A 25,329-nucleotide genomic window follows, 5' to 3' on the forward strand; every position below is an offset into this window, starting at 1 on the left:
AGCGCCTCAAAAAAAAACGTTTATTGCGGCAGGTCGGGGATGCACCAATCGATCGGCTGCTCCCCCATTTTTTCAAGGGCGGCGTTTGTACGGGAAAACGGTCTGCTCCCGAAAAAACCGTTCCTTGCCGAAAACGGGCTCGGATGAGTCGATTCAATAATAATGTGTTTCGATGTGTCTATGCGCTCTTTTTTCATCTGCGCGTGACGCCCCCACAGGATAAAGACAATCGGCTTCTCTCTTTCATTCACCACATCAATGATGCGGTCGGTGAGCCGCTCCCACCCCTTGCCTTTGTGGGAATTGGCCTGACCGCGGCGAACCGTAAGCACTGTGTTTAACAAAAGCACTCCCTGCTTCGCCCAGCTGACGAGTGATCCGTGGTTCGGTACGGAGCAGCCGATATCGTCCTGAAGCTCTATGAAAATATTTTTCAAAGACGGCGGCTGTCTGACCCCGGGCTGAACGGAAAAACTAAGCCCGTGCGCCTGTCCTGGCCCGTGATACGGGTCCTGTCCGAGAATGACCGCTTTTACATCCTCATAGGGCGTATAATGCAAGGCGTTAAAAATATCATGGCTGTCAGGATAAATCGTTTGGCTGCTGTATTCTTGTTTCAGCATTTCTCTCAGCTCTTGATAATACGGTTTGTCAAATTCATCTTTCAGCTGATTCCACCAGCTGTCCTTTAAAAGCTGTTTCAAACTGTCCGTCCCCCTTATGAACTGTGCAGTCTTGAATGGACGGGCTTTCCGTCCCACACAATGTCAGTCGGCGCCTCCCGCCTCTTCATGTCCGGCTCTTCAAGAAGAACCGCGAAGTTTTTCGTCGGGAGCTCCCCAAGCCCGTGCTTTTCACTTAACCGGTCTAAGTACCGCTTCCGTTTGCCGCCGAGATCCGCGGACTGATTGCCGCCTCCCTCAAAAAACGCATATATGACGCTCGCGCAAGGAACACGCTTCACACGGTGCTGTTTCGCGGCGCGCAAATAAAAGTCCCAGTCCCAATAATTATGGACATCCGGATCAAAATACCCTAACGTGTCATGCAGAGAACGCCTGTACATGCTGCCTGACGGAACGTACGTGGAAAACACCCGCATATCCGCATAATCCGCCGTATAGGCGAACGGCTTTCGTGACACCGGGTATCTCGTGCCGCCCCGTTCTTCAAATGACACAATTTCCGCGTCAGAATGGACAAAATCCGCATCAGCAAGTGCAGCCGCCATTCTTTCCAAATGGCCCGGCGTAATGAAATCATCATCATCGCACAGCATGATACAATCACCCGACGCTTTTTTCACACCTGCGTTCCGCGCTTCCACATGTCCGGCATTCTGTTCTAAATCAATAATCTGAATCGGCAGATCGCTGTACAGCTGCTTCGCTTGTTCGACCGATTCCCCGGCATCATTTACGATGATCACTTCATAAGGCTTTATGGTCTGCATGGAAATCGACTCCAGCAGCTCACACAAAGCCGGAATCCGGTTATACGTGACTATGACAATTGATATATTCATGACCCGCTCCTTCTGCTTTTTTCTCATGTTCTATTAAAACATAAAGCGGCGGAGAGATCAGGGGGGATTTTTGATTTCGGCCCATTCAGAAACAAATCCAGGTCATGCCCGCCAGCAAAACGAGAATGATCAGAAGGTCTCCCCAAACAGTGCATACCGCCTTGGCATTAAGTCTGCCCGCCTCCATGGCGTTCCAAAGTTTTGATTGATAAACAGGCACCAACACCATCGCATAGCATGTGCACAAGCAGACAAAAGCCGGCGGGACAAGCGCACATCCATCCTCATGCCAATCATGAATCAGTTCCGGTATACTCACCCCGCTGTCAATGTACAAGTATAATATACCCGCCAGCGGAATGAGCGAACTGATCTGCAGCTCGAAAAGTTTCACCTTCCACTCACGCGCAAACGAAACGGCCCAAATCCATCCCAGCGCATAAAACAATAGAAGAAGCAAAATACTGAAAACAACAAAAATAGCGTCTTGCATCCCATTCAAAACCATAATAAAAAGACTCACAACGGGCAATGCAAGAACCAAGCCGCAGACGGTAAATACGGTAACGGTTATTTGGGCGCACGCGCCGTACATCCACGAACCTAATCTCATTTTAACACCCCTATATAGATTCCCTATGTATATAGTGAAAAAGATCAGGCAAGTCTCTGCCTGCCTGCGTAAAAACCTATTTTGCCGCAAAACGGAAAACATACCGTCACAACGGCGCATACTGCCGCAAAACTCGGTGTGACCGCCGAAGGAAACAGCCCAGCCGGAACCAGATTGAACAAAAAGACAAACATAAAACATAGATTCGGCACCATTGAAGCCCATACCGTCCGCTCAGCAAGCTTTTTGCCGCCAGCCCCGAACTCCTTGCCAGCTTGATAGCCGATTTGGAACCAATACAGCACATAACCGATCATAATCAGCCATACTGACACGGAAATTCCTTTCCACAGCGCGTCAACAGCGGGATGAATCCTCCACGCGTGCATCATCGTAATCATCGCCCCCATCACAAAAAGACCGCAGTTGCAGAACAGATAAAAGAACATAAAAGTCCGCGCGGGCACCGCCGAAGCTTTTTGAAAAGCAGAGATAATCTCAGACGGAGTCCCCACTTCCCGCAGAATAAGCGCCATCGCTTCGCTTTCGGTTTTGCCTTTTTCCAGATGATCACATATGGCATGATGAATATGGCTTTCGATTTCTTTTAATAATTCACGGCTTCCGGCCTTGCCTTCCAGCCCTTTTCTGATTTCCTGCACATAAAGGTCTTTATCCATTCTGCCCGCCCCGCTTCAGCATCCGGTCCATCAGAGCAGAGAACAGATTCCATTCCTTCGTCCGTTCGGCTAGAATGTTTTTTCCTTCATCGGTGATCCGGTAATATTTTCGGTCCGGCCCTTTGGTCTGCTTTTCCCAGTAAGAAGAAATATAGCTTTGGCGTTCAAGCTTATGAAGCGATGGGTACAGCGTGCCTTCCTTCATTTGCAGTTCATTCCCGCTTCTTTTCTCCATTTCTTTCACTAGTTCATACCCGTACATGGGCCGTTCATTCAGCAGCGTCAGCACCAGAATGACCGTGCTTCCCTTTACAAGCTCCCTGTTGAGCATTTATTTTCTCACCCTTACCTAGTATTCTTATGTAGGTATTGTACGCACATCCCCTGCGGCTGTCAAATCATTCCTCCAAGCCTTCCGTATTGTGATCGGGAGAAAATCTAACTATAATGAGATATAAAACACTGATGGAGGCCATTGATATGTCAATGCACAAAGCACTTACTATTGCCGGTTCTGATTCCAGCGGCGGCGCGGGAATTCAGGCCGATTTAAAAACATTTCAAGAAAAAAACGTATACGGAATGACGGCTTTGACCGTGATCGTAGCGATGGACCCGGAGAACAGCTGGGATCATCAAGTATTTCCGATCGATGCCGATACGATTCGCGCACAGCTGGCGACGATTGTTGACGGAATCGGCGTAGACGCCATGAAAACGGGAATGCTCCCTACCGTGGAGATCATAGAGCTTGCGGCGAAAACGATTAAAGAAAAACAGCTGAAGAATGTCGTTATCGATCCTGTCATGGTCTGCAAAGGAGCGAACGAAGTGCTGTATCCGGAGCATGCCGAAGCGCTTCGCACCCAATTGGCGCCGCTGGCAACCGTCATCACGCCAAACCTGTTTGAAGCAAGCCAGCTGAGCGGTATGGATGAATTAAAAACAGTGGAAGACATGAAAGAAGCGGCCAAGAAAATTCACGAACTCGGCGCGAAATATGTATTGATTACAGGCGGAGGCAAATTGAAACATGAAAAAGCGATCGACGTGCTGTATGACGGAGAAACCGCGGAAGTATTAGAAAGCGAAATGATTGATACACCTTACACACACGGAGCCGGATGCACATTCTCCGCCGCCGTGACGGCAGAACTGGCCAAAGGCGCTGAAGTGAAGGAAGCCATCTATTCGGCAAAAGAATTTATCACCGCGGCAATCAAAGAATCCTTCCCGCTGAACCAATACATCGGACCGACTAAACATTCGGCGATGCGTCTTAGCGGAAAATAAAATAAATATCCCCCTCATGATCGAGGGGGATTATTTCATTTTTTTCGCGGATGACCGTAAAAACATCTCAATCGATTGCACAAACAGCGCATATTCCTTCATCTGTTCATATGTATGCATCAGCCGATCACTCCATTCATTGTGCGGCTCAGCCCTCTTGAGCATGCGATTCAGCTGAAGCAATACTTCTTTATATTCTTCCCGCTTATCTTCCACTTGCTCTGCGGCTTTGACAAGTAAACATTTCGGCGTCATCTTCTGATTTTTCAAAACTGAGAAAACAACTCCTTTTATTCCTGGAATCATAGTCTTTCGTTTGAAGAATAGCACAGATGGCATAGGTTTCACATAAGAAAAAAGAACGATTTTCTACAAAAGTGTCCAAATTGAGCCATTTATTTCCGTTTTTCCTACCGAAGTGACGGTTACGTCATCATTTCCCGGGAAAGGAAAATATCTGGCGCTGAAAACCTCTTCTCCATCATTCAAAAACAATTCGATCGAGGATGCATCCAGAAAGAGCTGCACGGAATCCACCTCGCTGATGGCGCAGCTTCTCTTTTCTTTTTCTTCTCCGCTGAAAGCGGTGCGCTCCAGCACAGCCAGCCCCTCTTCCTGATGAAATATAAACCGGGCCGCGCCCCGAATTGAGATTTCAAAACCGGATTCGCAAGTGATGTCTTCCAGCAGCACTTCAGCCCGGGACGCATCTTTCACCGGCAGGCTTACAGACGAGCACTCCAATTGAAGACGGCGCTTTTGCTCATCCGTGCGGCGTAATTTCATTTCCGGAAGCGGACGCTGTATGATTCTGCCGTTGGACAGTGACAGCTGTCTCGGCATCGTTAAGCAGTGAATCCAGTGATACGCATGTGTCGGATGTTTGTCCTCCTGCTGATCCGGAACGCCCATCCACGCGAACAGAATTCTCCGTCCCTTATCATCTTCCAGCGTCTGCGCCGCGTAAAAATCAAATCCTCTGTCAAGCTCCGTAAATTCACCGTGCTTAAATTCTGGCGGCTCTGTATGCAGCCTGCCGAGGAAATAGCCCGCCTGGTGACTGTTATGATATTTTATCCCGTCGGCTTCAAGCCCCTGCGGACATACGAGCAGCACGTCGGTTCCGTCAAGGGAAAACAGGTCGGGACATTCCCACATATAGCCGAATGACCCGAGACCGCCGGAGTCCGCCCCCGCAATCGCACCGAGAAACGTCCAATCCGTCAAATTCTCCGATATGAACAATACAGCGCTTCCGGTGAGCTTTTCCGTCTGCGCGCCGAGCACCATGTAATACGCTCCGTCTTTCTTCCATACCTTCGGATCACGGAAATGAGCGGTATAGCCTTCCGGGAGACGCGCGACGACTCCTTTTTTTTCAAATACGATCCCGTCTTCGGATACGGCGAGGCATTGGTACGTTTCCCGATTGCCTTCTCCGTCACGGACATTGCCTGTGTACATTAGGCAGAGGCGCCCGTCTTTTTCGATGGCGCTTCCGGAATAACAGCCGTTTTTGTCATACCACTCACCCGGCGCAAGCGCGATTTCTTCCTCTTTCCAATTAACGAAATCCTTCGTCGTCACATGCGCCCAAAATTTCGCGCCGTGCCCCGTATGAAATGGCTGCCATTGAAAAAACAAGTGATATACGCCGTTCCATTGGATCACGCCGTTCGGATCATTTAAAAGCCCGACCGGCGGCATAATATGATAGTTCTGGCGGTATGGATCTGACGCGGCTGTTTCTTGCCGCTTCTTTTTCGCTTCCTCAGCCTGCAGGCGCAGCTCTTGATCCGGTGTCCTCATTTGACGGCCTCCTTTTCTTTAGCTCCCATAATGTAAGCGGCAATAAACGCCGAGACAGAGGCGATGCCCATTCCGATCAGATAGTTTATTAGATTTCCTAAACCGAGCGGAGCCGTGATGGCAATCATCGGAATTCCGGTCAGACCGTAGGCATTGGCGGCGACACCGGTCACCACGACATAGGCTCCGCCCAGCGCTCCGCCGATCATTCCCGCGATAAACGGCTTGCGGTATCTTAGGTTCACACCGAAAATGACTGGTTCGGTTACGCCGAGAAAAGCGGAAAATGCGGCAGGCAAAGCGATTTCTTTCATTTTCGCTTTTTTCGTCAGGAAAAATACAGCCAGTCCCGCCGCGCCCTGAGCGACATTCGCCATCGACCAGATAGGAAGGATATAGTTTCTGCCCAAATCAGCGATGAGGCCGGCCTCAATCGCATGAAAGCTGTGATGCACACCGGTAAGCACAATAAGCGGATAAAGACCTCCGAAAAGCAGTCCGGCAACAATGCCCGCATGATCATACACATACGTCAGCGAGACGGTAATGCCTGATCCGATCGCCCTGCCAAGCGGACCGATTGCGATAAAGGTGATAAATCCCGTGACAATCACCGTGACAAACGGCGTGACCAATAAATCGAATGCGTGAGGCACAATTTTTCGCGTGCCCTTTTCCACTTTGCTCATAATGTAAACGGCTAACAGTACGGGGATGACCGTCCCTTGGTAGCCGAGCAGCGCAATGTCGAAGCCGAAAAGCTGCATAAAATCAGGCGGTACATCCGCAAGCCCCCACGGATTCAAAAGCGCCGGATGGATCATAATTCCCCCGAGCACGGCACCGAGAAAGGCATTACCGCCAAATTCCTTCGCCGCGCTGAACCCGATGAATACGGGCAGGAAGATAAACGCCGCGCTTGAAAACATGTCTAGAAGCTTAAACAGCGATGATTGTTCAGACACCCAGTGAAAAGCCTTCATCATGCCGAGCAGCCCCATTAAAAGTCCGCTTGCCACGATAGCCGGAATGATGGGAACGAATATGTTAGACAGTGTTTTCGCAAATCTTGCGGCCGGATTCAGCTTTTTTTTCGCTGCGTCCTGATGTGTCTCACGATCCTCCCGCTCCAAATCGGCTTCTTTTGAAAAAGCGTCATACACTTTATTCACGAGGCCGGTGCCGAATATAATCTGATATTGCCCCGAGCTGCTGAAAGCCCCTTTTACTCCTTCTGTCTCTTCAATGCCGGCCTGGCTGATCTTCTGTTCATCTTGAATGACGAGCCTGAGCCGTGTGGCGCAATGTGTCGCGCTGATGATATTTGATTTCCCTCCGATGTGTTTGATAAGCTGTTTTGCCGTTTCTTGATAATTCATTATGTATCCCCCTTTCTAAAATCAAAAAAGACCTAAAATTCGCCAACGAAAAAGGTCAGCATGATCCCTTTTTCATGTACGCAAATTTTAGGTCTTGCCTGCATTACCAGTCACAATCCCGCCGGATTCAGTTTTTTTAATGCGCTTTCATTCTATTCCATGATAGCGCTTTCGTCAATATGTTTTCAAAAAAAAAGTCTGTTTCTCGAAACAGACGCGTTATTCCGGGTTTTTTTGCAGACGCTGGACATGCAGCGTGATATAGCCGGCCTCGGATTCCGGCAGTTCCAAATCATATTCATTTTTTAAAAACGCCGCCAGTTCAAGCGCACACCGATAAGCAAACGGATACTTTTTTTGGATGAAATAAAGCATCTCCTCGTCCATGGAATGGAGTGCTTCATTTGAGTCCAACCGGCTGACCGCATACCGCAAGTGCGTGACGAGGCGCTGATAGGAAATACTGTCTTCATCCACCTTCTGTTCGAAAAAGGATTCGATCTTTTCGATCATTTCTTTGATCATGGTTGTATGCTTCATCGCCGAATACATGCTTTTGGCATCCGCCTTGGCAGTGTGGATATGAAGCGCGATATACCCCGCCTCATCATCAGGCAATGATATACCGAGGGTTTGTTTCACGTGCTCAACCGCCCAGCGGCCGATCTCATATTCTTTTTTATAAAGCGCCTTAATTTCATGAAGCAATCGGTTATGCACCTGAAGGCCGTTTTGAATCCTTTCGATCGCAAAGGATAAATGGTCCGCCAGCGCAATGTGGATGTGATCGTTCAAAGGTGCCGCAAGCTCTCCCTCCGCATGGCTGATGATATCTTCAGCCGCCTCTATATGCTCTTCGGGAAGCGTTTCTAACACTTGTTTGAACTTTTCATTTTCGTCGTGCACGACAAATATTTTTTCAATTTTATGCTTTTGAATCACATCATTTTTTCTCTTTTGAAAAGCGATTCCGGGACCCATTACGATCTTTTCCCGTCCGTCTTCTTTTATTAACGCCGCATTGTTGTTTAATACTTTGTCTATTCTCAAGAGGTTCGCTCCCGTTCATATGTTTAGTGGGATTGTACCCTCTTTTTCATATGATGTAAAGGTGCCGGACCCGCGCGCTCCCGTTTCGGCAATTCTTTGCGGACAGGCATCCATCGGTTTTTATCCAGCCTGCCGCGGGCCGATTTCGTTTCATCGGTCAAATCCGCCGATCGGACACGGCTCACAAACGAAAAAGCCCCAGCCGTCCGCTTCGCTTTCTTATGATAAGCCGCTTGGTTTCCGTACACGGCGGCTAATGGATATCTTCCGTTACCCGGCGCCATCCAGTTCATCAGAAAGACCATCCACACCCGTAAAGATACTAGCAAACGTTTCATTGCAAATCATCCCTCCGCTTCTTTTTGACAGACAGCTTGTTCGCAGGCCTGTTTTTCTCTCCGCTTTAACGGAAAAGGCGGCCGATCCTTCTCCGCTAAAAACTAGCGGGTCTAGCAACCCTATGACTCTATGATAGACGCGGCCGGGCGAATTGTTTGTCACAATATGAGTGAAAAAACAAACTAGTTTTCAGAAGTTTTGTTGAAAGCTGATGGAAATGACCTGAAAAATGGAAAAGCCGATAAAAAAAGTTATACACACTTTATCCCTTGGTTAAGCACAGCTTAAACACAGTGTATATCCACATATCCACAAACTCGGTCTATATTTTGTATAGGAACATTCGTTCCCAACAATATATATACACAAATTTATTCAGTTATACACAGGATTCTGTGTATAACTCCCTCCTTATTCACAGACCAATTTCCATAAATGAGTCATATGTCACAAGGATTATTTTGAATTTTCAAGAAATATATACTAGATTTCTAATTTAGATAAAGAAAAAGGGGGAAACACGATTGAAAAAAGGAATCATCCGTTATCTGCTTCCGGCTTTTGTCTTATCCTTTACCTTATCCACAAGTTCACAGGCTGCGCCGGCTTCAAAACCGCAAACTCCTGATCTTGAGAAGGCTGAGGTGTTCGGTGACATTGATATGACCACCGGCAAACAAACGACAGTCATCGTGGAGCTGAAGGAAAAGTCACTGGCGGAAGCAAAGGAACTCGGCAAAGCACAGACAAAAAGCAAGCTGAAAAGCGAACGCTCAAAAGTGAAAAAGAAAGCGCTCAAAACCATTAAACACGGAAAAATCAACAGGGAATATGAGCAAGTGTTTTCCGGCTTCTCCATGAAACTCCCGGCAAATGAAATCCCCAAACTGCTGAGTGATCAGGATGTCAAAGCGGTTTATCCGAATGTCACCTATCATACCGATCAGCTCAAAGATAAAGACATCACCCTATCTAAGGATGCCGTGTCTCCGCAGATGGATGACAGCGCGCCTTATATAGGGGCAAATGACGCGTGGAAGCTCGGCTATACGGGGAAAGGCGTCAAGGTTGCCATTATTGACACCGGTGTCGAATATAAACACCCTGACTTAAAGAAAAATTTCGGACAATATAAAGGATACGATTTTGTGGATAACGATTACGATCCTGAAGAAACGCCGTCCGGTGATCCGAGAGGCGCGTCGACTGACCACGGAACCCATGTCGCGGGCACGGTAGCGGCAAACGGAACGATTAAAGGCGTCGCGCCGGATGCTACACTCCTTGCCTACCGTGTGCTCGGTCCGGGCGGAAGCGGAACAACAGAGAACGTCATCGCCGGCATCGAACGCGCCGTACAGGACGGAGCGGATGTCATGAATCTTTCTCTCGGCAATTCTGTGAATAACCCAGACTGGGCGACAAGCACGGCGCTTGACTGGGCGATGTCAGAAGGCGTCACGGCCGTTACATCAAACGGAAACAGCGGGCCGAACAATTGGACCGTCGGCTCTCCGGGAACGTCCAGAGAAGCCATCTCCGTCGGAGCGACCCAGCTGCCGCTGAACGAGTACGCCGTCTCCTTCGGTTCCTATTCCTCAGCTAAAGTAATGGGCTACAACAAAGAAGATGACATAAAAGCACTGAATAAAAAAGAAATAGAGCTCATAGAGGCGGGTATTGGCGAGCAAAAGGATTTTGAAGGCAAAGATCTGAAAGGAAAAGTCGCTGTCGTCAAACGGGGCAGCATCGCCTTTGTGGATAAAGCCGACAACGCCAAAAAAGCGGGCGCGATCGGTATGGTTGTGTATAACAATGCCCCGGGAGAAATTGAAGCCAACGTACCGGGCATGTCAGTGCCGACGATTAAGCTTTCATCAGAAGACGGCGAAAAACTCGTCAGCCAATTAAAAGCGGGCGGCACAAAAGCGACATTCAATTTATCCGTGGCTAAATCGCTCACTGAACAAATGGCAGACTTTTCGTCACGCGGTCCGGTTATGGACACGTGGATGATTAAACCTGACGTCTCCGCTCCCGGCGTAAACATCGTCAGCACCATTCCGACCCATGATCCGGCCGACCCGTACGGCTACGGATCGAAGCAGGGAACGAGCATGGCTTCCCCGCATGTAGCCGGCGCAGCTGCCGTCATCAAGCAGGCCAAACCGAAATGGAGCCCGGAACAAATAAAAGCCGCTCTCATGAACACGGCGGAAACCTTAACGGACGCGGACGGTGACGTATACCCGCATAATGCGCAAGGCGCCGGAAGCATCAGAATCATGAAGGCGATCAAAGCAGACTCCCTTGTCGCCCCGGGAAGTTATTCTTACGGAACGTTTATGAAAGACAAAGGCAATGAAACGAAAAAAGAAACCTTTACGATTGAAAACCAATCGTCCATCAGAAAATCATATCAGCTCGAGTACTCTTTCGACGGCACGGGCATTACCGTTTCGGGCACAGACCGGGTCGTGATCCCCGCTCATCAAACCGGAAAGGTCAAGGCGAAAGTAAAGGTCAATGCCAAAAAAGTAAAGGCAGGCACCTATGAGGGAACCGTCACAGTGCGTGAAGGCGGAAAAACAGTCGCAAAAGTGCCGACACTGCTGATTGTAAAAGAGCCGGATTATCCGCGCGTGACGTCAATCGACGTGCAGGACGGCACAACGCAGGGAACCTACCAAATTGAAACCTATCTTCCGGCGGGAGCCGAAGAGCTTGCCTTCCTTGTATATGACAGCAATCTTGACTTTGTCGGCCAAGCCGGCATCTACAAAAAGCAGGATAAAGGCTATCAATATTTCGACTGGAACGGCAAAGTCAATGGTGACACCGCACTGCCGGCAGGAGAATATTATATGCTGGCCTATGCCGCGAACAAAGGGAAATCAAGCCAGGTGCTGACTGAAAAACCTTTTATCATCGAATAACCGAACAACCCTGCTGGAGCATCAGCAGGGTTTCTTTCTGATCATTCGGCAAAAGCTTCTCGAAGCAGGCGGTATGACTGAAGTTTATCTTCAAAATGATGAGTAATGGTTACAGCCATCACTTCTTCTGTTCCGTATGCTTTACTGAGAGCCAGAATCTGTTCTTTCACTTGCAGCTTCGTTCCGATGATCATTCGATTCCGATTATCGGCAATTCGTCTTTGTTCATACGGTGTATACGTATTGCCGCGGACGATTTCGTAAGACGGTACGCCGTGAAGCGGAATCCCCTGTTCACCCGCAAGCAGCGTATAATCCATGACAGCCGCGAGTTCCTCCGCTTTCTCCTCCGTGTCGGCGCACAGCACAAACACAGCCACGGCCGTTTTTGGTTCTTTTCCTAATGCGGAAGGTTTAAATCTGCGCTTATATTGTGCTGTCGTGCTTTCTCCGCCTTCTCCATTAATAAAGTGAGCAAACATATAGCCTGCTCCCGTTTCTGCGCTCAGAAGCGCGCTTTCCCCCGATGAACCGAGAAGCCAGACTTCCGGCGCCGTCTTAATAAGGGGTGATGCGGTCAGATTCGGAAAACGGTGATTGTCATCAGCTGCATCATGCAAATACATCGCCAGCTCACGAATCTGCTGCGGATATTGATCAGCATTCCGCTTCCCGCCGTCATTCAGCGCCCATGATGCGATCGGCATTCCGCCCGGCGCTCTCCCTAATCCGAGATCGATTCTGCCCGGCGTCAAACCTTCAAGCACGCGGAAATTCTCCGCCACCTTATATGCGCTGTAATGCGGAAGCATGACACCGCCTGATCCTACACGAATCTCATTCGTTTTCGCCGCAATATGGCTGATCAGCACTTCAGGGCTTGAACCCGCCAACCGCTCTGAAAAATGATGCTCTGACACCCAAAACCTCTTATATCCGAGCTTTTCCGCCTCCTGCGCCAGTCTTACTGTATTCCGCAGCGCGCTTTCCGCGGAACTCCCTTCTGATACAGGAGATTGATCTAATATGCTTAATGAAATCATCACTGTCACCTCCTCAACATCGTACCACTGCTAAGCCGTTTTTTCTTTCTGTATGCTTATAAGCATCCCTGATGATAAACATTTATATACCTTGTTCCATTTTGTCGAAATATGTTACACGTGAAACATAAAAAAACCTCTCCCGGTCGGGAGAGGTTTTTTCTTAATTCTTTTGAAAACCTTTATCTTTTACATATTGATTTAAATAGGTTCTCGGTTTTTGTTTCATGAACTGCAGGATTTGATCAGACCACGTTTCAACCCGCTTGCCGTTTGTCCGTTTATCATAATAAGCGGAAATGGTTTCATCATATTCCTTCATATAACTGCGGAAGTGTTCTTCATTCGTATCGTACGTGTTTTCATGATATACGGCTTGTTTCGGCAGGCGCGGCTTTTGACCGGACGGATGAGCGGGATGACCGACTACCAAGCCGAACAGCGGCAGCACATGGTCAGGTGTTCCAAGCACTTCTGTCACCTGATCAAGTTCATTTCGAATGCCTCCGATATAACAAATGCCAAGTCCCATTGATTCCGCGGCAACACTTACGTTTTGTGCGGCAAGTGCGGCATCAATGACGCTGACCATAAACATTTCCGTATTCTCAAGAAGCTCGGTAATGTTTTCACCTTTTTCCTCAGCAAGTTTTTTATGACGGTACAAATCAGCGCAAAACACAAACAAGTGCCCGTTATTTTCGACGTAAGGCTGGTTTCCGGCCAGTGCCGCCAGCTTCCGCTTTTTCTCTTTATCGGTTACACCGATGATGGAGTAAGCCTGCACGTAACTGGACGTTGACGCCGCCTGGGCGCTTTTCACTAATGTATCTATCTCTTCTGCTGTCAGAAGCTCGTCAGTAAATGATCGGATCGACCGATGATTAAGTATGGTTTCGATGGTATTGTTCATATAAAAGCCTCCTTCTTTATATATCATATCCGAAAGGGAATCATGTCAAAAGCGAAATGCTCTAAACAAAAAAAGACAGCCCGAAAAACGAGCCGTCTCACATTAAGAATTGAACAAGTAGCTTTTATATTTCGTCAGCTGCACACTTGCGTTATATACGATCCCGAAGCTGATTAATGTAGAAAGCACCGAGCTCCCCCCATAACTGACAAACAGCAGCGGAATACCGGTAACCGGCATAATGCCGATATTCATCCCGATATTCTGGAAGGTGTGAATCACGATAAGTGCAGTAAATCCTACGCAAAAAAACGCTCCAAATCGGTTAAACGCATGCAAGCGGTCAATCAGCACCACAAGTCTGTAAATTAAAAAGAAAAACATGACAACCGCAATGGCGCAGCCTAAAAATCCAAAACTTTCACCCAAAATCGCAAAGATAAAGTCGGTCTGTCCCTCAGGTACGTACACCTTCAGATTATGAACGCCGTTTCCGGTAATGCCGCCCGATCCGATCGCCATAACGGCCTGATCCACCTGCCAGCTTTTATCGCTCTCTGCCTGAGTCGTTGCCGCACTGGAGTCAGACATCCACGATGTAATCCGGTTAATTTGATAATCCGCGATGCCGATTGAATTCGCCACATGGGGAAATTCAATCACGAGAACTAAGAAAAGGCCAAGCACAAGCGCGGCCGAACCGCCGATGATGGTGATCAGCTTCCAGTTTACACCCGACATAAACACCATCACCATAACGATAAACAGACAGATCGCACCCGTTCCGGCATCCTGCAAAACGATCAGCCCGAGCGGAATGACCGTCCATGCCGCAATTTTCAAGAGCAGATTCACATCTTCCCGAAGTGATCTTTGATCCTTCGGGCCCGCCTTCGATATAATGGACGCGACCATCATCATAATTCCTATTTTCGTAAACTCAGAGGGCTGGAGGGTAAAGTTTCCGATTTGAAACCAGCTCTTCGCTCCGTTTTTAATCGGCGCGATGGATTCCGGCGCCACACGCAAAAGGAGCAGTGACAGCACGCCGGCAATCAATACGTACAGACTCAGTTTCTCAAGCTGCTCTAAATCAAAGTACAGCAATAATCCGATGAATCCCGCACCTATAACATAGAAGACAATCTGTTTCATCCAGGCACTGCCTCCGTACTGCCCGAACTGTCCGGCCGCATAAATCGCCGCAACACTAATTATTAAAAACACACCAAATATAAAAATCAAATCCCCCTGATAATAGGGATTTTGCTGTTTCTTATATCGACTCATTCTATCCCGCCTTACATTTTCATCGGAAGTCACTATTGTTTATTATACATGAACACAGTTCAAGAAAACATGATGAGGTTGCTTCCTTTTTATTTTTTACGGTTTGGGGACTACACGACATATGACGTGTCAGAAAAGGAAATGTTTCGGTCATGATGAAACTTTTCCGATAAAAAACCCCTTCTCATCAGAAAAGGGGTTTCAGCTTATGTTTAACGTCATAAACAAGCTGTTCGGGTTCTCTTTATAATGTGCAAACGGATCACAATATTGAAACCCGGCTTTTTCATACAGGCGTCTGGCGGGGAGAAAAGCCTCCATAGAACCGGTTTCTAAGCTGATCCGCTGATAGCCCCGCCGCCTTGCTTCTTCAAGCATATGGCGGAGGATCCGGTTGGCTGCGCCTTTTCTGACATGATGCGGAGAGGTTTTCATTGATTTGATCTCACCGTGCCGGCTGTTTAGCTCCTTTAAGGCACCGCAGCCGAGCAGGATGCCGTTTTCCCTCGCACTCCAAAACGTAACGTCAGGCTGACGCAGCCGGTCCGCATTGAGCGCATGTATACTTTCCGGAGGAGAATGCATGGTCATGCTCTTCAGATGATCCTGCAAAAGCGCAATGACATCCGGTGCTGTGACATCTTCTTTCCTTACGTCCACTTCAAACCACCCTTGCTGTGCATGTTTCTTTGACCATAGCAAAGGTTCACAGCCTGCGCCATTCCATTGTCCGGAAATGTGACAGGGTATTTGGCCTTTCCGGTTTCTTGTACCTATCCAAAAATGAGGCAATAGTTGCAATACATTTCTCGAAAAAGCGGTATCAAAAATTGGAAAACATGGTATAATAATTGTAACAAAATGTTCAAAAAACGACCACAAAACAGACACATTTTATTCTCTGTATTTCATTTTGGAAACGCTCCCATAAAATGAAAGGAGACATGTAAGATGGACATGTTTTTTGCTTATTTACTGGTCGCAAGCGCAACACCCCTCTTTATCTGGCTGGATAACAAAAAAGTCGCTCTTTCGGCCATACCGCCAATTATTCTCATGTGGGTTTTCTTCTACTTTTACGCAACCAGCAGCCTATCCCCTCTCGGCCACACACTCATGATCATCCTGTTTGCCGCCAACGTCATCGTTGCCCATATCGCCGCCTTTATCATTTACGGCCTTCCGCGCCTGCGCCGGAGAAGAAGCCAATAAAGGCACAAAAAACCCTCTTCGCATAGACGAAGAGGGTTTCTTTTTATTCCTGATGTTCGGAATGTTGCTTCGCACCGCCAGGAGGGTTTCCATCCATATGGTCACCGTGATGGTAGTGCGCCGCAAAGATCCAGATGGAACCAAGGATGATAACAATCGCTCCGAAAAATCCGAAGAGCGTGTTTCCGACTTGAATTCCGCCGTTTTCGCTTTCTGTCATGTGCATGAACATGAGAAGCTGAAGACCGGCTTGGATAAATGCGAATCCGAAAATGATCCAGAGTTTTGCTGATGGGCTTAATTCCGTATATACCGCAACCCAAAGGGCCAGCAGGGTCAGAATAATAGACAACGCAAAACCTACGATATGCTTCCACGGAAAGTGGCTGTGTTCAGCAGATTTGTTTGCCATATTATAGTCCCCCCAATCCGATGAGATAGACGCCTGTAAAGATGAAGATCCAAACAACGTCTAAGAAGTGCCAGTATAAACTTGAGATAAAGATTTTTGAAGACGTCTGCGGCGTTAATCCGCGTTTCTTCAATTGCAGTAAGATGCCGGCAATCCAGAAGATACCGATCGTTACGTGCGTTCCGTGCGTTCCCAGAAGGACGAAGAATCCAGACCAGAAAGCACTTGTACCGAGAGATGCTCCTTCATGTACATAGTGGATGAACTCGTTAAGCTCACATCCGACAAAGCCCGCGCCGAGAAGAAGCGTAATGATCGTCCAAATGACGACGCCTTTTAAACTTCCGCGACGCATTTCATGAACAGCGATCCCGCAGGTGAAACTGCTGATCAGAAGCAGGAATGTCATGATCATGACAAGCTTCACTTCAAATAATTCAGCCGGTAAGACTCCTCCTGCTGTTCTTCTTTGAAGAACGAAGAAGGTTGCAAATAGTGTTGAGAACAACACAATCTCTGCCCCTAAAAAGATCCAAAACCCGAGAATATTGAGTCTGCCGGTTTCAGATTGATATTCCATAGGCGCGTTAGAATTGCCGTGTTCTGCATGTTCCATAAATCACGCCTCCTTTATTCGGAAATCTTTCTTTCCGTCTCTTTTATTTCTTCAACAGGTATATAGTAGCCATTGTCATATTCAAATGAACGAAGCACCATGCAAAGCAGAATGCCGATCAAGCCGACAATGCCCATCCAGAACCATTCAAATACAAGTCCGAAGCCTGCAATACCGAACGCCACTGACATAATAAGCGGTCTTCCGGAGTTGTGCGGCATATGGATTTTCTTGAACTTGCTTTCCGGATGAATATCCGTTTTGTCTTCTTTCAATTGCAGGTACGCATCTTGAGATTTCACTTCAGGAAGCACCGCAAAGTTGTAATGCGGCGGAATCGCAGATGAAGTCGCCCACTCAAGCGTACGTCCCACGCCCCATGAATCTCCGCTGATCTCGCGAGTAGAGTAGCGGAAGCTGTAGTAGATGTTGTAGCAAAGGATTAAGAATCCGACACCCATCATGAAGGCTCCGACAGTTGAAATAAAGTTCAATGCAGTCCATCCGTCATTCGGTCCGTAAGTGTAAATACGGCGAGGCATACCTTGCAGCCCCAAGAAGTATTGAGGGAAGAAACATACATTAAATCCGATCATAAAGATCCAGAAGAACCATTTTCCGATTCTTTCGTTCAGCTTGTGGCCGAACATTTTCGGATACCAGAAAATAAAACCTGCGAAACATGCAAATACCGTACCCGCGATCAGCACATAGTGGAAGTGAGATACGAGGAAGTACGTATTATGGTATTGATAATCCGCTGCAGCCATCGCAAGCATAACCCCTGTTACCCCGCCGATAACGAAGTTCGGGATGAACGCAAGCGCCCACAGCATCGGTGTTGTAAAACTGATTCGGCCTTTATACATCGTAAAGAGCCAGTTAAAGATTTTAACCCCGGTCGGAACCGAAATCGCCATCGTTGTAATCGAGAAGAAAGAGTTAACAGACGCACTGTTCCCCATTGTGAAGAAGTGGTGAGTCCATACAAGGAAACTCAGGACGGAAATGGCGATAATTGAGCCGACCATCGCTTTGTAACCGAATAACTGCTTTCTTGCAAACGCTGAAATAATTTCAGAGAAAATACCGAATGCCGGTAAGATAACGATATATACTTCAGGGTGTCCCCAAATCCAGAACAAGTTAGCCCAAAGCATCGGCATACCGCCGGCTTCCAGCGTGAAAAAGTGAGCGCCGAACAAACGGTCAAATGATAACAGCGCCAATGCCACTGTCAAAACAGGGAAGGCGAATACGATAATAACCATTGTAATCAGCGTCGTCCATGTGAACATCGGCATACGCATCAGCGTCATGCCTTTCGTACGCATTTTCAGGATCGTCACCATAAAGTTGATACCCGTCATCAGCGTACCGATACCGGCAATCTGAAGACCGAGCAGGTAGAAGTTCTCACCAGGCCCGGGACTCATGTCGTTGCTTGCCAGCGGCATGTAACTCGTCCAGCCTGCGTTCGGAGAACCTCCGATAACGAAAGAAATATTGAAAAGCATCGCACCTACGAAGAACGTCCAGAAACTCAGGTTGTTCAAGTAAGGGAATGCTACGTCGCGCGCACCGATCTGCAAAGGTACGACAACGTTGATCAGACCGATTAAAAACGGCATCGCCATGAAGATAATCATGATCGTACCGTGAGTCGTAAAGATCTCATTATAGTGGTTTGAGTCTAAAAAACTGTTATTAGGAAGCGCTAACTGGGCGCGCATCATCAAGCCGTCGACCCCGCCGCGGAACAGCATGATAACAGCAGAGATAATGTACATGATTCCAAGTTTCTTATGGTCTACAGACGTAAGCCATTCAGACCAGAGCCATTTCCACTTTTTGAAGTATGTGAGTACAACGATGATAGCAATAGTGGAAAGCGCAATGGAAACTTGTGCGCCCAGAATTAATGGGTCACCTGTTACAAAAAATTCATCCCATCTCAATTTCATTCGGGCTTCCTCCTTTCTTGTTCAATTTCAATCTTGTTTATCGTCGGATACTTTAAATTCGTTTTTCTTTACATTTTCCCACGGATCTGTTTTAGAGTGCGGTGATACGGCTTTGTAGCCAAGGCGTTTGCGCGCCTCCATCGCATATTCGGCATCTTGGCCGTGGTCAACGTATTTTAAGTGTGTAGAAGAGAACGTTAATTTTCCGACATTCTCCGGAAGCATCAGTTCGTCATACTTCTCTTTCGTCAGCTTTGGAGAATCGCTTTGGGCTTTTTTCACCCAGCTGTTAAAGTCTTTTTGCGTAACAGCTTTTACGTTGAATTTCTGGTCGGCAAAGTGTTCGCCGGTGAAGTTCGCGTTGCGGCCTTCATATGTTCCCACTTTGTCAGCCTGTAAGTATTGATCCATCAGCATTCCCGCCATCGCGTATTTTTGTCCCCCAAGCTGAGGAATCCATAGCGATGCCATTGAATCGGCTGAAGAAATTTTAAATAAAACCGGACGGTCTACAGGAATGTTCAGGTAGTTAACCGTCTCAATATCCTGCTCTGGGTAGCTGAATACCCATTTCCAGTCTACCGAAGTAGCATAAACAACAAGAGGCTCTTTATCCTTTGTCGCTTCAGGCGCTTTTTCTAACGAATATATCGTCTGTACGGTAGGCACAGAAAGTGCAATAACAATTAAAATTGGGATCACTGTCCAGACTACTTCTAAGAACGTGTTGCCGTGCATCTCGGGCTTGTAATTTCCGCTGTCTTTGCCTTTGCGGTCGCGGTATTTCACTAAAATGATTGTAAATAGTACGAATACGACGCCGACAATGAACAGCATAAATCCGATTGACAAGAGAATCAGATCTTTCTGCTGGTCTGCTACAGGTCCTTTCGGATCTAAAACGGAAATGTCGCTGCATCCGCCCAGTACGAAAACAACAGCCAACATCGCTAATAAAAGTAACGGTTTAAATGCTCTGAACAAGAAGATCACCATCCTTCCTATTGATGTAGTGAATCTGAAATGTACTTTCTCAAAATCTTTTCTCTATCTACCTTGTTATGCTATCAAAATCTGCCCTTATTAGCTTTATTTTTTTCTAAAGTTCATCTTTTTTTCGACCTAATGTCACAAAATCGTCAAAAAATGCATGAACTTTTTCCACTTGCGCAAATCAAACATAAAAAGTTTTAGATCATTTAGCATATATAGAGAAAAAAGATAGTGAGAACGAATAATACCAAATAAAGGTTTACCATAATAAAAATCGCTGGTCAACAAAAAGTTTCATTTTGTTAAACATTCTACAAAAGAAATATTTTTTCCTTTGCTCACACCTTTTCACACGGTTTCCATTTTAACGCAACGCATTGTGAAAAAAAAGACCGGAACGCGCCTTGAGTATGTTCATTATAAAAAACGCATTCATATGTTTAATATGGACAAAACGAAGGAAACATATAGGCATAAATAATAAAAAATAGGAAGTGATATTTATGAGTTTTATCGTATCTCTGATTGTCGCTATTATTATCGGCTGGATCGGAAGTTTATTTGTAAAAGGCAGTATGCCCGGGGGAATCATCGGGTCAATGATCGCCGGTCTGATCGGCGCATGGATCGGGCACGGACTGCTCGGCACATGGGGTCCTCACCTTGCCGGCTTTGCCATCATTCCGGCAATCATCGGAGCTGCGATCGTGGTATTCTTATTCAGCCTGATCGCCAGAAGCAGAGGATAAAAAAAAGCCTCGTCCCTTATGGGATGAGGCTTTTTTCCGGTAGAGCGCCCAAATGGCGGATAAACCGCCGGAAAGCCGCTCTGCCTTCTTCTGTCTGTTTAAAGACACCGGCATGCTCCAGTATCCGCGCAAAGGCATGGCCGATTTCCTCTTTCAGAATCTGTTCCGCGTTTTCTTTCGTTACCTTCCGCTTATGCAGCACACTGAGCGCCCAATCTTTATGCTTTGCCGCAGAAGGGTCTGCCGTTAAGACCGCTTCCGGGTCCGGTGAGCACAGCGCTTCAGCCGTGTATTTCATTTCTTGTTCAAGGCGGCCCGGCAGAATCGCAAGCCCCATTACCTCAATCAGTCCGATATTTTCTTTTTTCAGGTGATGAACTTCCTGATGGGGATGAAAAATTCCCAGGGGATGCTCATCAGAGGTGCGGTTATTTCTGAGGACGAGATCTAATTCGAATAAACCGTTTCTCCGCCGGGCAATCGGCGTAATTGTATTGTGCGGTGTTTCTCCTGAAAAGGCGAGGAGATCAGCCGCCTCATCGGAATAACCGCGCCACGCCCGCAGGATGGCATCCGCCGCGCCGGAAAGCTCAGACGCGCTCCCGCTTTGCAGGCGGATGACCGACATCGGCCACTTCACAATTCCCAACACCGTTTTCGGATAGTCAGGCAGCCTGTACCGGCTTTCTGTCTCCGCCCGCGCCATCGGGAATTCATAATTGCCCCCCTGAAAATGGTCGTGGCTTAAAATACTGCCGCCGACAATCGGCAGGTCAGCATTGGAACCGAGAAAATAATGAGGATACTGGCTGACGAATGACAGCAGCCGGTCAAACGTTTTTTTGCTGATCTTCATCGGTTCGTGCCGGTCTTTCAAAACGATGCAATGCTCCCGGTAATACACATACGGAGAAAATTGCAGAAACCACTGCTCATCGCCGAGAATTACCGGAATGACACGAAGGTTTTGACGCGCCGGGTGATCCGGTCTCCCCTCGTACCCGACATTTTCTTTACAAAGAACACATCTCGGATAATCGGATTGAGGCTGCTCTTTGGCAGCGGCAATTGCTTTCGGATCTTTTTCCGGTTTTGAAAGGTTGATCGTGATGTCCAGCTTTCCGTAAGCCGTCTCAGCCGTCCACCCGACATTCCGCTGTATTCTGTCCGAACGGATATAATACATATCCTCTGAAAATCGGTAAAACGCCTTTGTCGCCTGCTCCGGCCCGTGCACCGCCTTTGTTTCTTCAAAACGACGGACAATCTCGGACGGCTGCGGGGCAAAGCAGCCCATGATCTTCGCGCTCAGCAGGTCGCGATAGGTGTCTGTACCGGCTGCAATCCGGCCCGTTTCTGCCGCCCATTCATAAATCGGGGCCAATATGTCCGGCAATGATGCCGCCGATTCATTTTCTTTCTGTTCTGAAACCTCCGGATGGGTGATATGCAAAGCTTCATATAAACGGTTTCTTGTATATTCAATATCAAGATAGGAAATCAGCTCTTTTTGCAATCCGTACCGGATTAAACGTTCCACGTGCCGCTCAATTGCCATCGTCATCCCCCTTTAGTTCTCTCGCTCCGGCTCCGACATCCGCCGTGTAAAAGTCAGCTTTTCTCCCTGTCTTCTCCTCATAGCGGGCCCCTGCCGTTTCAATAAAATCCGAAACCGCATCGTCCTTGACGATACTGACTGTACAGCCGCCGAAACCGGCTCCCGTCATCCTTGATCCGATCACCCCGCCGTGGCGCCAGGCCGCTTCAGCCAGTGTATCCAGCTCATGACTCGTCACCTCGTAATCATCGCGTAAAGAGAGATGCGAATCCCTCATTAATTCACCGATATGATGAAGCTGATTGTTACTGAACATGTCGGCGGCCTCTATTGTGCGGTGATTTTCATAGACGGCGTGTTTCGCCCGGCGTCTGTTCACTTCATTCTGAATCAGCTCCGCATGGGCGTCAAAAGCGGAAGGGGTCAGCTCTCCCAGTGATTGAACGGAAAGATGCTTCTGAAGATCACAAAGCGCTTCCCCGCACTCCTTGAGCCTCGTATTATAGCCTGAGTCTGCAAGCGTTCGTTTTTTATTGGTATTTGCAATAACGATCGACAGCCCCGACAGCCCGAGTTTTGTATATTCAAAGCTGAGCGTCCCGCAATTCAGCAGAATCGCATGATGTTTCTTTCCCATTCCGATGGCGAATTGATCCATCATTCCGCAGCTGACGCCGATAAAGGAATTTTCCGCCGTCTGAGCGAGCTTCACCAAGTCGAGCATATCCGCCTCAAGCTCATGGCATTCCTTGAGAATGACCGCCGTAACAAGTTCAATGGAAGCCGAAGATGACAGCCCCGCGCCGTTCGGGATGTTTCCCCAGAACACAATATCGAAGCCGTGCGGAAGGGAAAAACCGCTGCTGAGACATTCCGCCATGACCCCTTTCGGATAGTTGGCCCACCCGTCCTCTTTTTGATAGCGGATATCATCGAGACTGCATTCCTTTATGCCCGCTTCTTTAAAATTATGAGAGTACATTCTGACGAGCCTGTCCCCTCTCTCCCGGACAGCTGCATATGTACCGATCGTCAGCGCGCACGGAAAGACGTGGCCCCCGTTATAATCCGTATGCTCTCCGATGAGATTCACTCTGCCGGGCGCAAAGAAAATGCGCAGGTCCTCCGATTCCCCGAATACATCAGCAAACGCTTTCTTTATTTTGTGCTTCATACGCATCCCCTTTCACCATTACACTTTCCCCCGGGGCGCGGAAAGAAACCGTTATGACACGCCCTCTTCTTTTGCTTTTCTGAAGACAATCCACTTGCTGGCCGCATAGTTGACGACTACGATAATGACGTTATCGGCGATTTTCGCCAACGTTTCGTTCATATAAAATTGACTGACCAGAAGAATCATCATGGCGAGATCGATGGCGAGAGACAATACCCGCACGCTGAAAAAGGCCGTCAATTCTTTCATCAGACTCCGCATCCCCGCGGTCTTTTGCTGAAATACATACAGTTTATTCGTGACATATGCAAATAGAACGGACAGAACCCAAGCAGCGACAGTCGCCGCCTTGTAATCCATCTCAAATGCCGACGTCAGAATGTAAAAACTGACGATATTCACGATGGTCGTGAATATCCCCATAATGATATACATCATAATTTCTCTGTAGCGCATGGCAGTTCCTCGCTTTCTGAAAGACTTTTCTAAACCTTTTGTCAAATCAAGAAGAACGTTACCCTGATTTTCTGCCGCTGACAAAAACATAAAGCGCGTCAAACATGCTGCGGAAAGTAACCGGCCTTCCCAGCACATTGGATTGCTTAATCATCCCGTCGATGAGCGCGCACATCATGTTAGCGGTATGCTCGGTATCTATATGGTCTTCTATTAAATTTCTCGATTTGAGCCAATTTATGTACATAGTGCTTTCTTCTATCCATAACTTATAAAGACGGATATAAGCTTCATATTCACTGACGACTTTGTAAGTAGGCATATGAACGGCAAAAGACACAACATTCCAGGCAGGCTTGCTGTTTACAAACCGCATCAACAGGCTGGCCGCGCTTGCCGCAGCTTCACAAAGCGTCAACGGCCGCGCGGTTTGCTTTTCTAATTCGTCGAGATAGCCGGTGATGATCCTTTTTTTAATCTGACGCCTGTCTAATAAATGCTTCAGAAAATCTTCCTTGCTTTCAAAATGAACGTAAAACGCGCCTTTGCTGAAACCCGCCGCTTTACTGATGTCATCGATTGAGACTGAATCGTAAGCTCTTTCAATCAGGAGATGAAGGCCTGCGTCAATAAAACTTTCAAATGTTTCTTCTCTCTTAATTTGAAATTTGTTTTTTTTCATTTTTTACCCCAGCTGTTTGATCATTCACTTTATCTTACACCGAATCATTCTTTTGCGGTATTTTTTATGCAAAAAGAATATGCTAGTCGACGCTTTGAGGGTAAATGTTAATAGGTCATATGATTTATTTTTATTTGCATACTATCCAGTCAGTATTTATTTGTTTATTATTATATGTAAGAATTCTTGAAGGATTTTGGTTATTTCAGTCATTTTCTTAGGGAATAGGTAGGTGAATTCATCTTCAATTTGGGATTACCGGCCAACTATGTGTGATATTTGTTATACATTGGCTGCTGTAGCTGGGCAAATCAATTTTTCAATTGGAGGTTCTTATGAAAACTCATGTAATGAAAGATATAGATCAAGATTGGCAATTGTTAATTCAAGAGGCTAGAATCATGGGTTTGCACATTGACGATGTGAGGCGCTTCTTAAATACTGAAAAAGCGGTGAAGAAAAAAACACCAATGAAAAACACCATCCGCCAGCGGTAAGATTTACAGGCGGATCCTTTTACTATATGACCTGCCACAGTCCGCCCGCACCCGAGTTTTCAAAGGAACACCCGCAATAAGAGGGGAATCAGAGAACAAACCGTATACCGGACAATCATTCCCGTCCGTATTCCGCAATTGAA

At 47.3% G+C, this 25,329-nt stretch carries 27 protein-coding genes; 5 read left to right on the plus strand and 22 right to left on the minus strand.

The genetic code is table 11. From position 1 onward, the window contains the following. Positions 1 to 20: 20 nt before the first annotated feature. The 5 genes from AR442_RS16555 to AR442_RS16575 all read right to left on the minus strand — a co-directional run bounded on the left by AR442_RS16555 (position 21) and on the right by AR442_RS16575 (position 3,149). On the minus strand, positions 21 to 704 hold the full coding sequence (locus AR442_RS16555) for a uracil-DNA glycosylase (RefSeq protein ID WP_012118732.1): 684 nt from the start codon (positions 702 to 704) through the stop codon (positions 21 to 23). 14 nt (positions 705 to 718) lie between these two features. Continuing rightward, a complete protein-coding gene (locus AR442_RS16560; protein WP_007407698.1) occupies positions 719 to 1,525 on the minus strand; it encodes a glycosyltransferase family 2 protein in 807 nt (268 codons plus the stop codon). A gap of 85 nt (positions 1,526 to 1,610) precedes the next feature. Continuing rightward, positions 1,611 to 2,138, minus strand: a complete 528-nt coding sequence (locus AR442_RS16565) for a hypothetical protein (protein WP_017418661.1) — start codon at positions 2,136 to 2,138, stop codon at positions 1,611 to 1,613. Between the two features lie 44 nt (positions 2,139 to 2,182). After that, entirely contained in the window at positions 2,183 to 2,818 is a 636-nt protein-coding gene (locus AR442_RS16570; RefSeq protein ID WP_021494753.1) for a permease prefix domain 1-containing protein, read from the minus strand. Beyond that, complete coding sequence (locus AR442_RS16575) at positions 2,811 to 3,149, minus strand: PadR family transcriptional regulator (RefSeq protein ID WP_003150960.1); 339 nt, start codon at positions 3,147 to 3,149, stop codon at positions 2,811 to 2,813. Before AR442_RS16575 ends, AR442_RS16570 begins: the two co-directional genes overlap by 8 nt. A gap of 149 nt (positions 3,150 to 3,298) precedes the next feature. On the opposite strand from AR442_RS16575, the gene AR442_RS16580 reads away from it, so the two are divergent. Then, complete coding sequence (locus tag AR442_RS16580; protein ID WP_044802428.1) at positions 3,299 to 4,111, plus strand: bifunctional hydroxymethylpyrimidine kinase/phosphomethylpyrimidine kinase; 813 nt, start codon at positions 3,299 to 3,301, stop codon at positions 4,109 to 4,111. A 30-nt stretch (positions 4,112 to 4,141) separates the two neighbouring features. Here the strand turns inward: AR442_RS16580 and AR442_RS16585 are convergent, their stop codons facing one another. The 5 genes from AR442_RS16585 to AR442_RS16605 form a co-directional block, all read right to left on the minus strand. After that, the gene (locus AR442_RS16585; protein WP_042635591.1) at positions 4,142 to 4,417 is read right to left on the minus strand and encodes a hypothetical protein; all 276 of its coding nucleotides are present in this window, start codon (positions 4,415 to 4,417) and stop codon (positions 4,142 to 4,144) included. A 63-nt stretch (positions 4,418 to 4,480) separates the two neighbouring features. After that, the gene (locus tag AR442_RS16590; protein ID WP_053285327.1) at positions 4,481 to 5,920 is read right to left on the minus strand and encodes a sucrose-6-phosphate hydrolase; all 1,440 of its coding nucleotides are present in this window, start codon (positions 5,918 to 5,920) and stop codon (positions 4,481 to 4,483) included. Further along, complete coding sequence (locus AR442_RS16595; RefSeq protein WP_014419178.1) at positions 5,917 to 7,299, minus strand: sucrose-specific PTS transporter subunit IIBC; 1,383 nt, start codon at positions 7,297 to 7,299, stop codon at positions 5,917 to 5,919. The genes AR442_RS16590 and AR442_RS16595 overlap by 4 nt, the downstream gene beginning before the upstream one ends. 219 nt (positions 7,300 to 7,518) lie before the next feature. Further along, positions 7,519 to 8,349: a PRD domain-containing protein gene (locus AR442_RS16600; protein WP_003150954.1), complete on the minus strand. Its 831-nt coding sequence runs from the start codon at positions 8,347 to 8,349 to the stop codon at positions 7,519 to 7,521. Between the two features lie 23 nt (positions 8,350 to 8,372). Next, positions 8,373 to 8,687 (minus strand): hypothetical protein, encoded by a 315-nt coding sequence (locus AR442_RS16605; RefSeq protein ID WP_003150952.1) that lies wholly within the window; start codon positions 8,685 to 8,687, stop codon positions 8,373 to 8,375. A gap of 525 nt (positions 8,688 to 9,212) precedes the next feature. On the opposite strand from AR442_RS16605, the gene AR442_RS16610 reads away from it, so the two are divergent. Then, entirely contained in the window at positions 9,213 to 11,624 is a 2,412-nt protein-coding gene (locus AR442_RS16610) for a S8 family peptidase (RefSeq protein ID WP_053285326.1), read from the plus strand. 41 nt (positions 11,625 to 11,665) lie between these two features. On the opposite strand, the gene AR442_RS16615 is transcribed toward AR442_RS16610, so the two are convergent. From AR442_RS16615 to AR442_RS16630, 4 genes are all read right to left on the minus strand, one after another. Next, on the minus strand, positions 11,666 to 12,667 hold the full coding sequence (locus AR442_RS16615; protein ID WP_014419181.1) for an LLM class flavin-dependent oxidoreductase: 1,002 nt from the start codon (positions 12,665 to 12,667) through the stop codon (positions 11,666 to 11,668). 163 nt (positions 12,668 to 12,830) lie between these two features. Beyond that, positions 12,831 to 13,580, minus strand: coding sequence for an oxygen-insensitive NADPH nitroreductase (gene nfsA, locus AR442_RS16620; protein ID WP_007407708.1), 750 nt, complete (start codon positions 13,578 to 13,580; stop codon positions 12,831 to 12,833). Positions 13,581 to 13,682: 102 nt separating this feature from the next. Beyond that, positions 13,683 to 14,870, minus strand: coding sequence for an FtsW/RodA/SpoVE family cell cycle protein (locus AR442_RS16625; RefSeq protein WP_014419183.1), 1,188 nt, complete (start codon positions 14,868 to 14,870; stop codon positions 13,683 to 13,685). Positions 14,871 to 15,071: 201 nt separating this feature from the next. Then, a complete protein-coding gene (locus AR442_RS16630) occupies positions 15,072 to 15,530 on the minus strand; it encodes a GNAT family N-acetyltransferase (protein WP_029972914.1) in 459 nt (152 codons plus the stop codon). Between the two features lie 291 nt (positions 15,531 to 15,821). Here AR442_RS16630 and ywcE point away from each other — a divergent pair, with 291 nt between their 5' ends. Continuing rightward, complete coding sequence (gene ywcE / locus AR442_RS16635) at positions 15,822 to 16,082, plus strand: spore morphogenesis/germination protein YwcE (RefSeq protein WP_007614574.1); 261 nt, start codon at positions 15,822 to 15,824, stop codon at positions 16,080 to 16,082. A 43-nt stretch (positions 16,083 to 16,125) separates the two neighbouring features. On the opposite strand, the gene qoxD is transcribed toward ywcE, so the two are convergent. Genes qoxD through qoxA form a run of 4 tightly spaced genes read right to left on the minus strand, consistent with a single transcriptional unit; the run spans position 16,126 to position 20,067 of the window. After that, on the minus strand, positions 16,126 to 16,494 hold the full coding sequence (gene qoxD / locus AR442_RS16640) for a cytochrome aa3 quinol oxidase subunit IV (protein WP_014419185.1): 369 nt from the start codon (positions 16,492 to 16,494) through the stop codon (positions 16,126 to 16,128). Between the two features lies 1 nt (position 16,495). Further along, positions 16,496 to 17,110, minus strand: coding sequence for a cytochrome aa3 quinol oxidase subunit III (qoxC, locus tag AR442_RS16645; RefSeq protein ID WP_003150930.1), 615 nt, complete (start codon positions 17,108 to 17,110; stop codon positions 16,496 to 16,498). Between the two features lie 14 nt (positions 17,111 to 17,124). After that, positions 17,125 to 19,074, minus strand: a complete 1,950-nt coding sequence (qoxB, locus tag AR442_RS16650) for a cytochrome aa3 quinol oxidase subunit I (protein WP_014419186.1) — start codon at positions 19,072 to 19,074, stop codon at positions 17,125 to 17,127. A 27-nt stretch (positions 19,075 to 19,101) separates the two neighbouring features. Beyond that, complete coding sequence (gene qoxA, locus AR442_RS16655; protein ID WP_012118744.1) at positions 19,102 to 20,067, minus strand: cytochrome aa3 quinol oxidase subunit II; 966 nt, start codon at positions 20,065 to 20,067, stop codon at positions 19,102 to 19,104. Positions 20,068 to 20,570: 503 nt separating this feature from the next. On the opposite strand from qoxA, the gene AR442_RS16660 reads away from it, so the two are divergent. Next, entirely contained in the window at positions 20,571 to 20,816 is a 246-nt protein-coding gene (locus AR442_RS16660) for a GlsB/YeaQ/YmgE family stress response membrane protein (RefSeq protein ID WP_014419187.1), read from the plus strand. Positions 20,817 to 20,832: 16 nt separating this feature from the next. Here the strand turns inward: AR442_RS16660 and galT are convergent, their stop codons facing one another. The 4 genes from galT to AR442_RS16680 all read right to left on the minus strand — a co-directional run bounded on the left by galT (position 20,833) and on the right by AR442_RS16680 (position 24,689). After that, positions 20,833 to 22,374, minus strand: coding sequence for a UDP-glucose--hexose-1-phosphate uridylyltransferase (gene galT / locus AR442_RS16665; protein WP_053285325.1), 1,542 nt, complete (start codon positions 22,372 to 22,374; stop codon positions 20,833 to 20,835). Next, positions 22,364 to 23,548: a galactokinase gene (locus tag AR442_RS16670; protein ID WP_053285324.1), complete on the minus strand. Its 1,185-nt coding sequence runs from the start codon at positions 23,546 to 23,548 to the stop codon at positions 22,364 to 22,366. The genes galT and AR442_RS16670 overlap by 11 nt, the downstream gene beginning before the upstream one ends. 51 nt (positions 23,549 to 23,599) lie before the next feature. Then, positions 23,600 to 23,986, minus strand: a complete 387-nt coding sequence (locus tag AR442_RS16675) for a GtrA family protein (protein WP_032863872.1) — start codon at positions 23,984 to 23,986, stop codon at positions 23,600 to 23,602. 79 nt (positions 23,987 to 24,065) lie between these two features. Next, positions 24,066 to 24,689, minus strand: coding sequence for a TetR/AcrR family transcriptional regulator (locus tag AR442_RS16680; RefSeq protein WP_007614590.1), 624 nt, complete (start codon positions 24,687 to 24,689; stop codon positions 24,066 to 24,068). 335 nt (positions 24,690 to 25,024) lie between these two features. Between AR442_RS16680 and AR442_RS16685 the strand changes: the two genes are divergently transcribed. After that, on the plus strand, positions 25,025 to 25,186 hold the full coding sequence (locus AR442_RS16685; RefSeq protein ID WP_003150917.1) for an anti-repressor SinI family protein: 162 nt from the start codon (positions 25,025 to 25,027) through the stop codon (positions 25,184 to 25,186). Positions 25,187 to 25,329: the final 143 nt, after the last annotated feature.

Origin of the sequence: Bacillus velezensis (assembly GCF_001461825.1) — a bacterium.
Classification (GTDB): domain Bacteria; phylum Bacillota; class Bacilli; order Bacillales; family Bacillaceae; genus Bacillus; species Bacillus velezensis.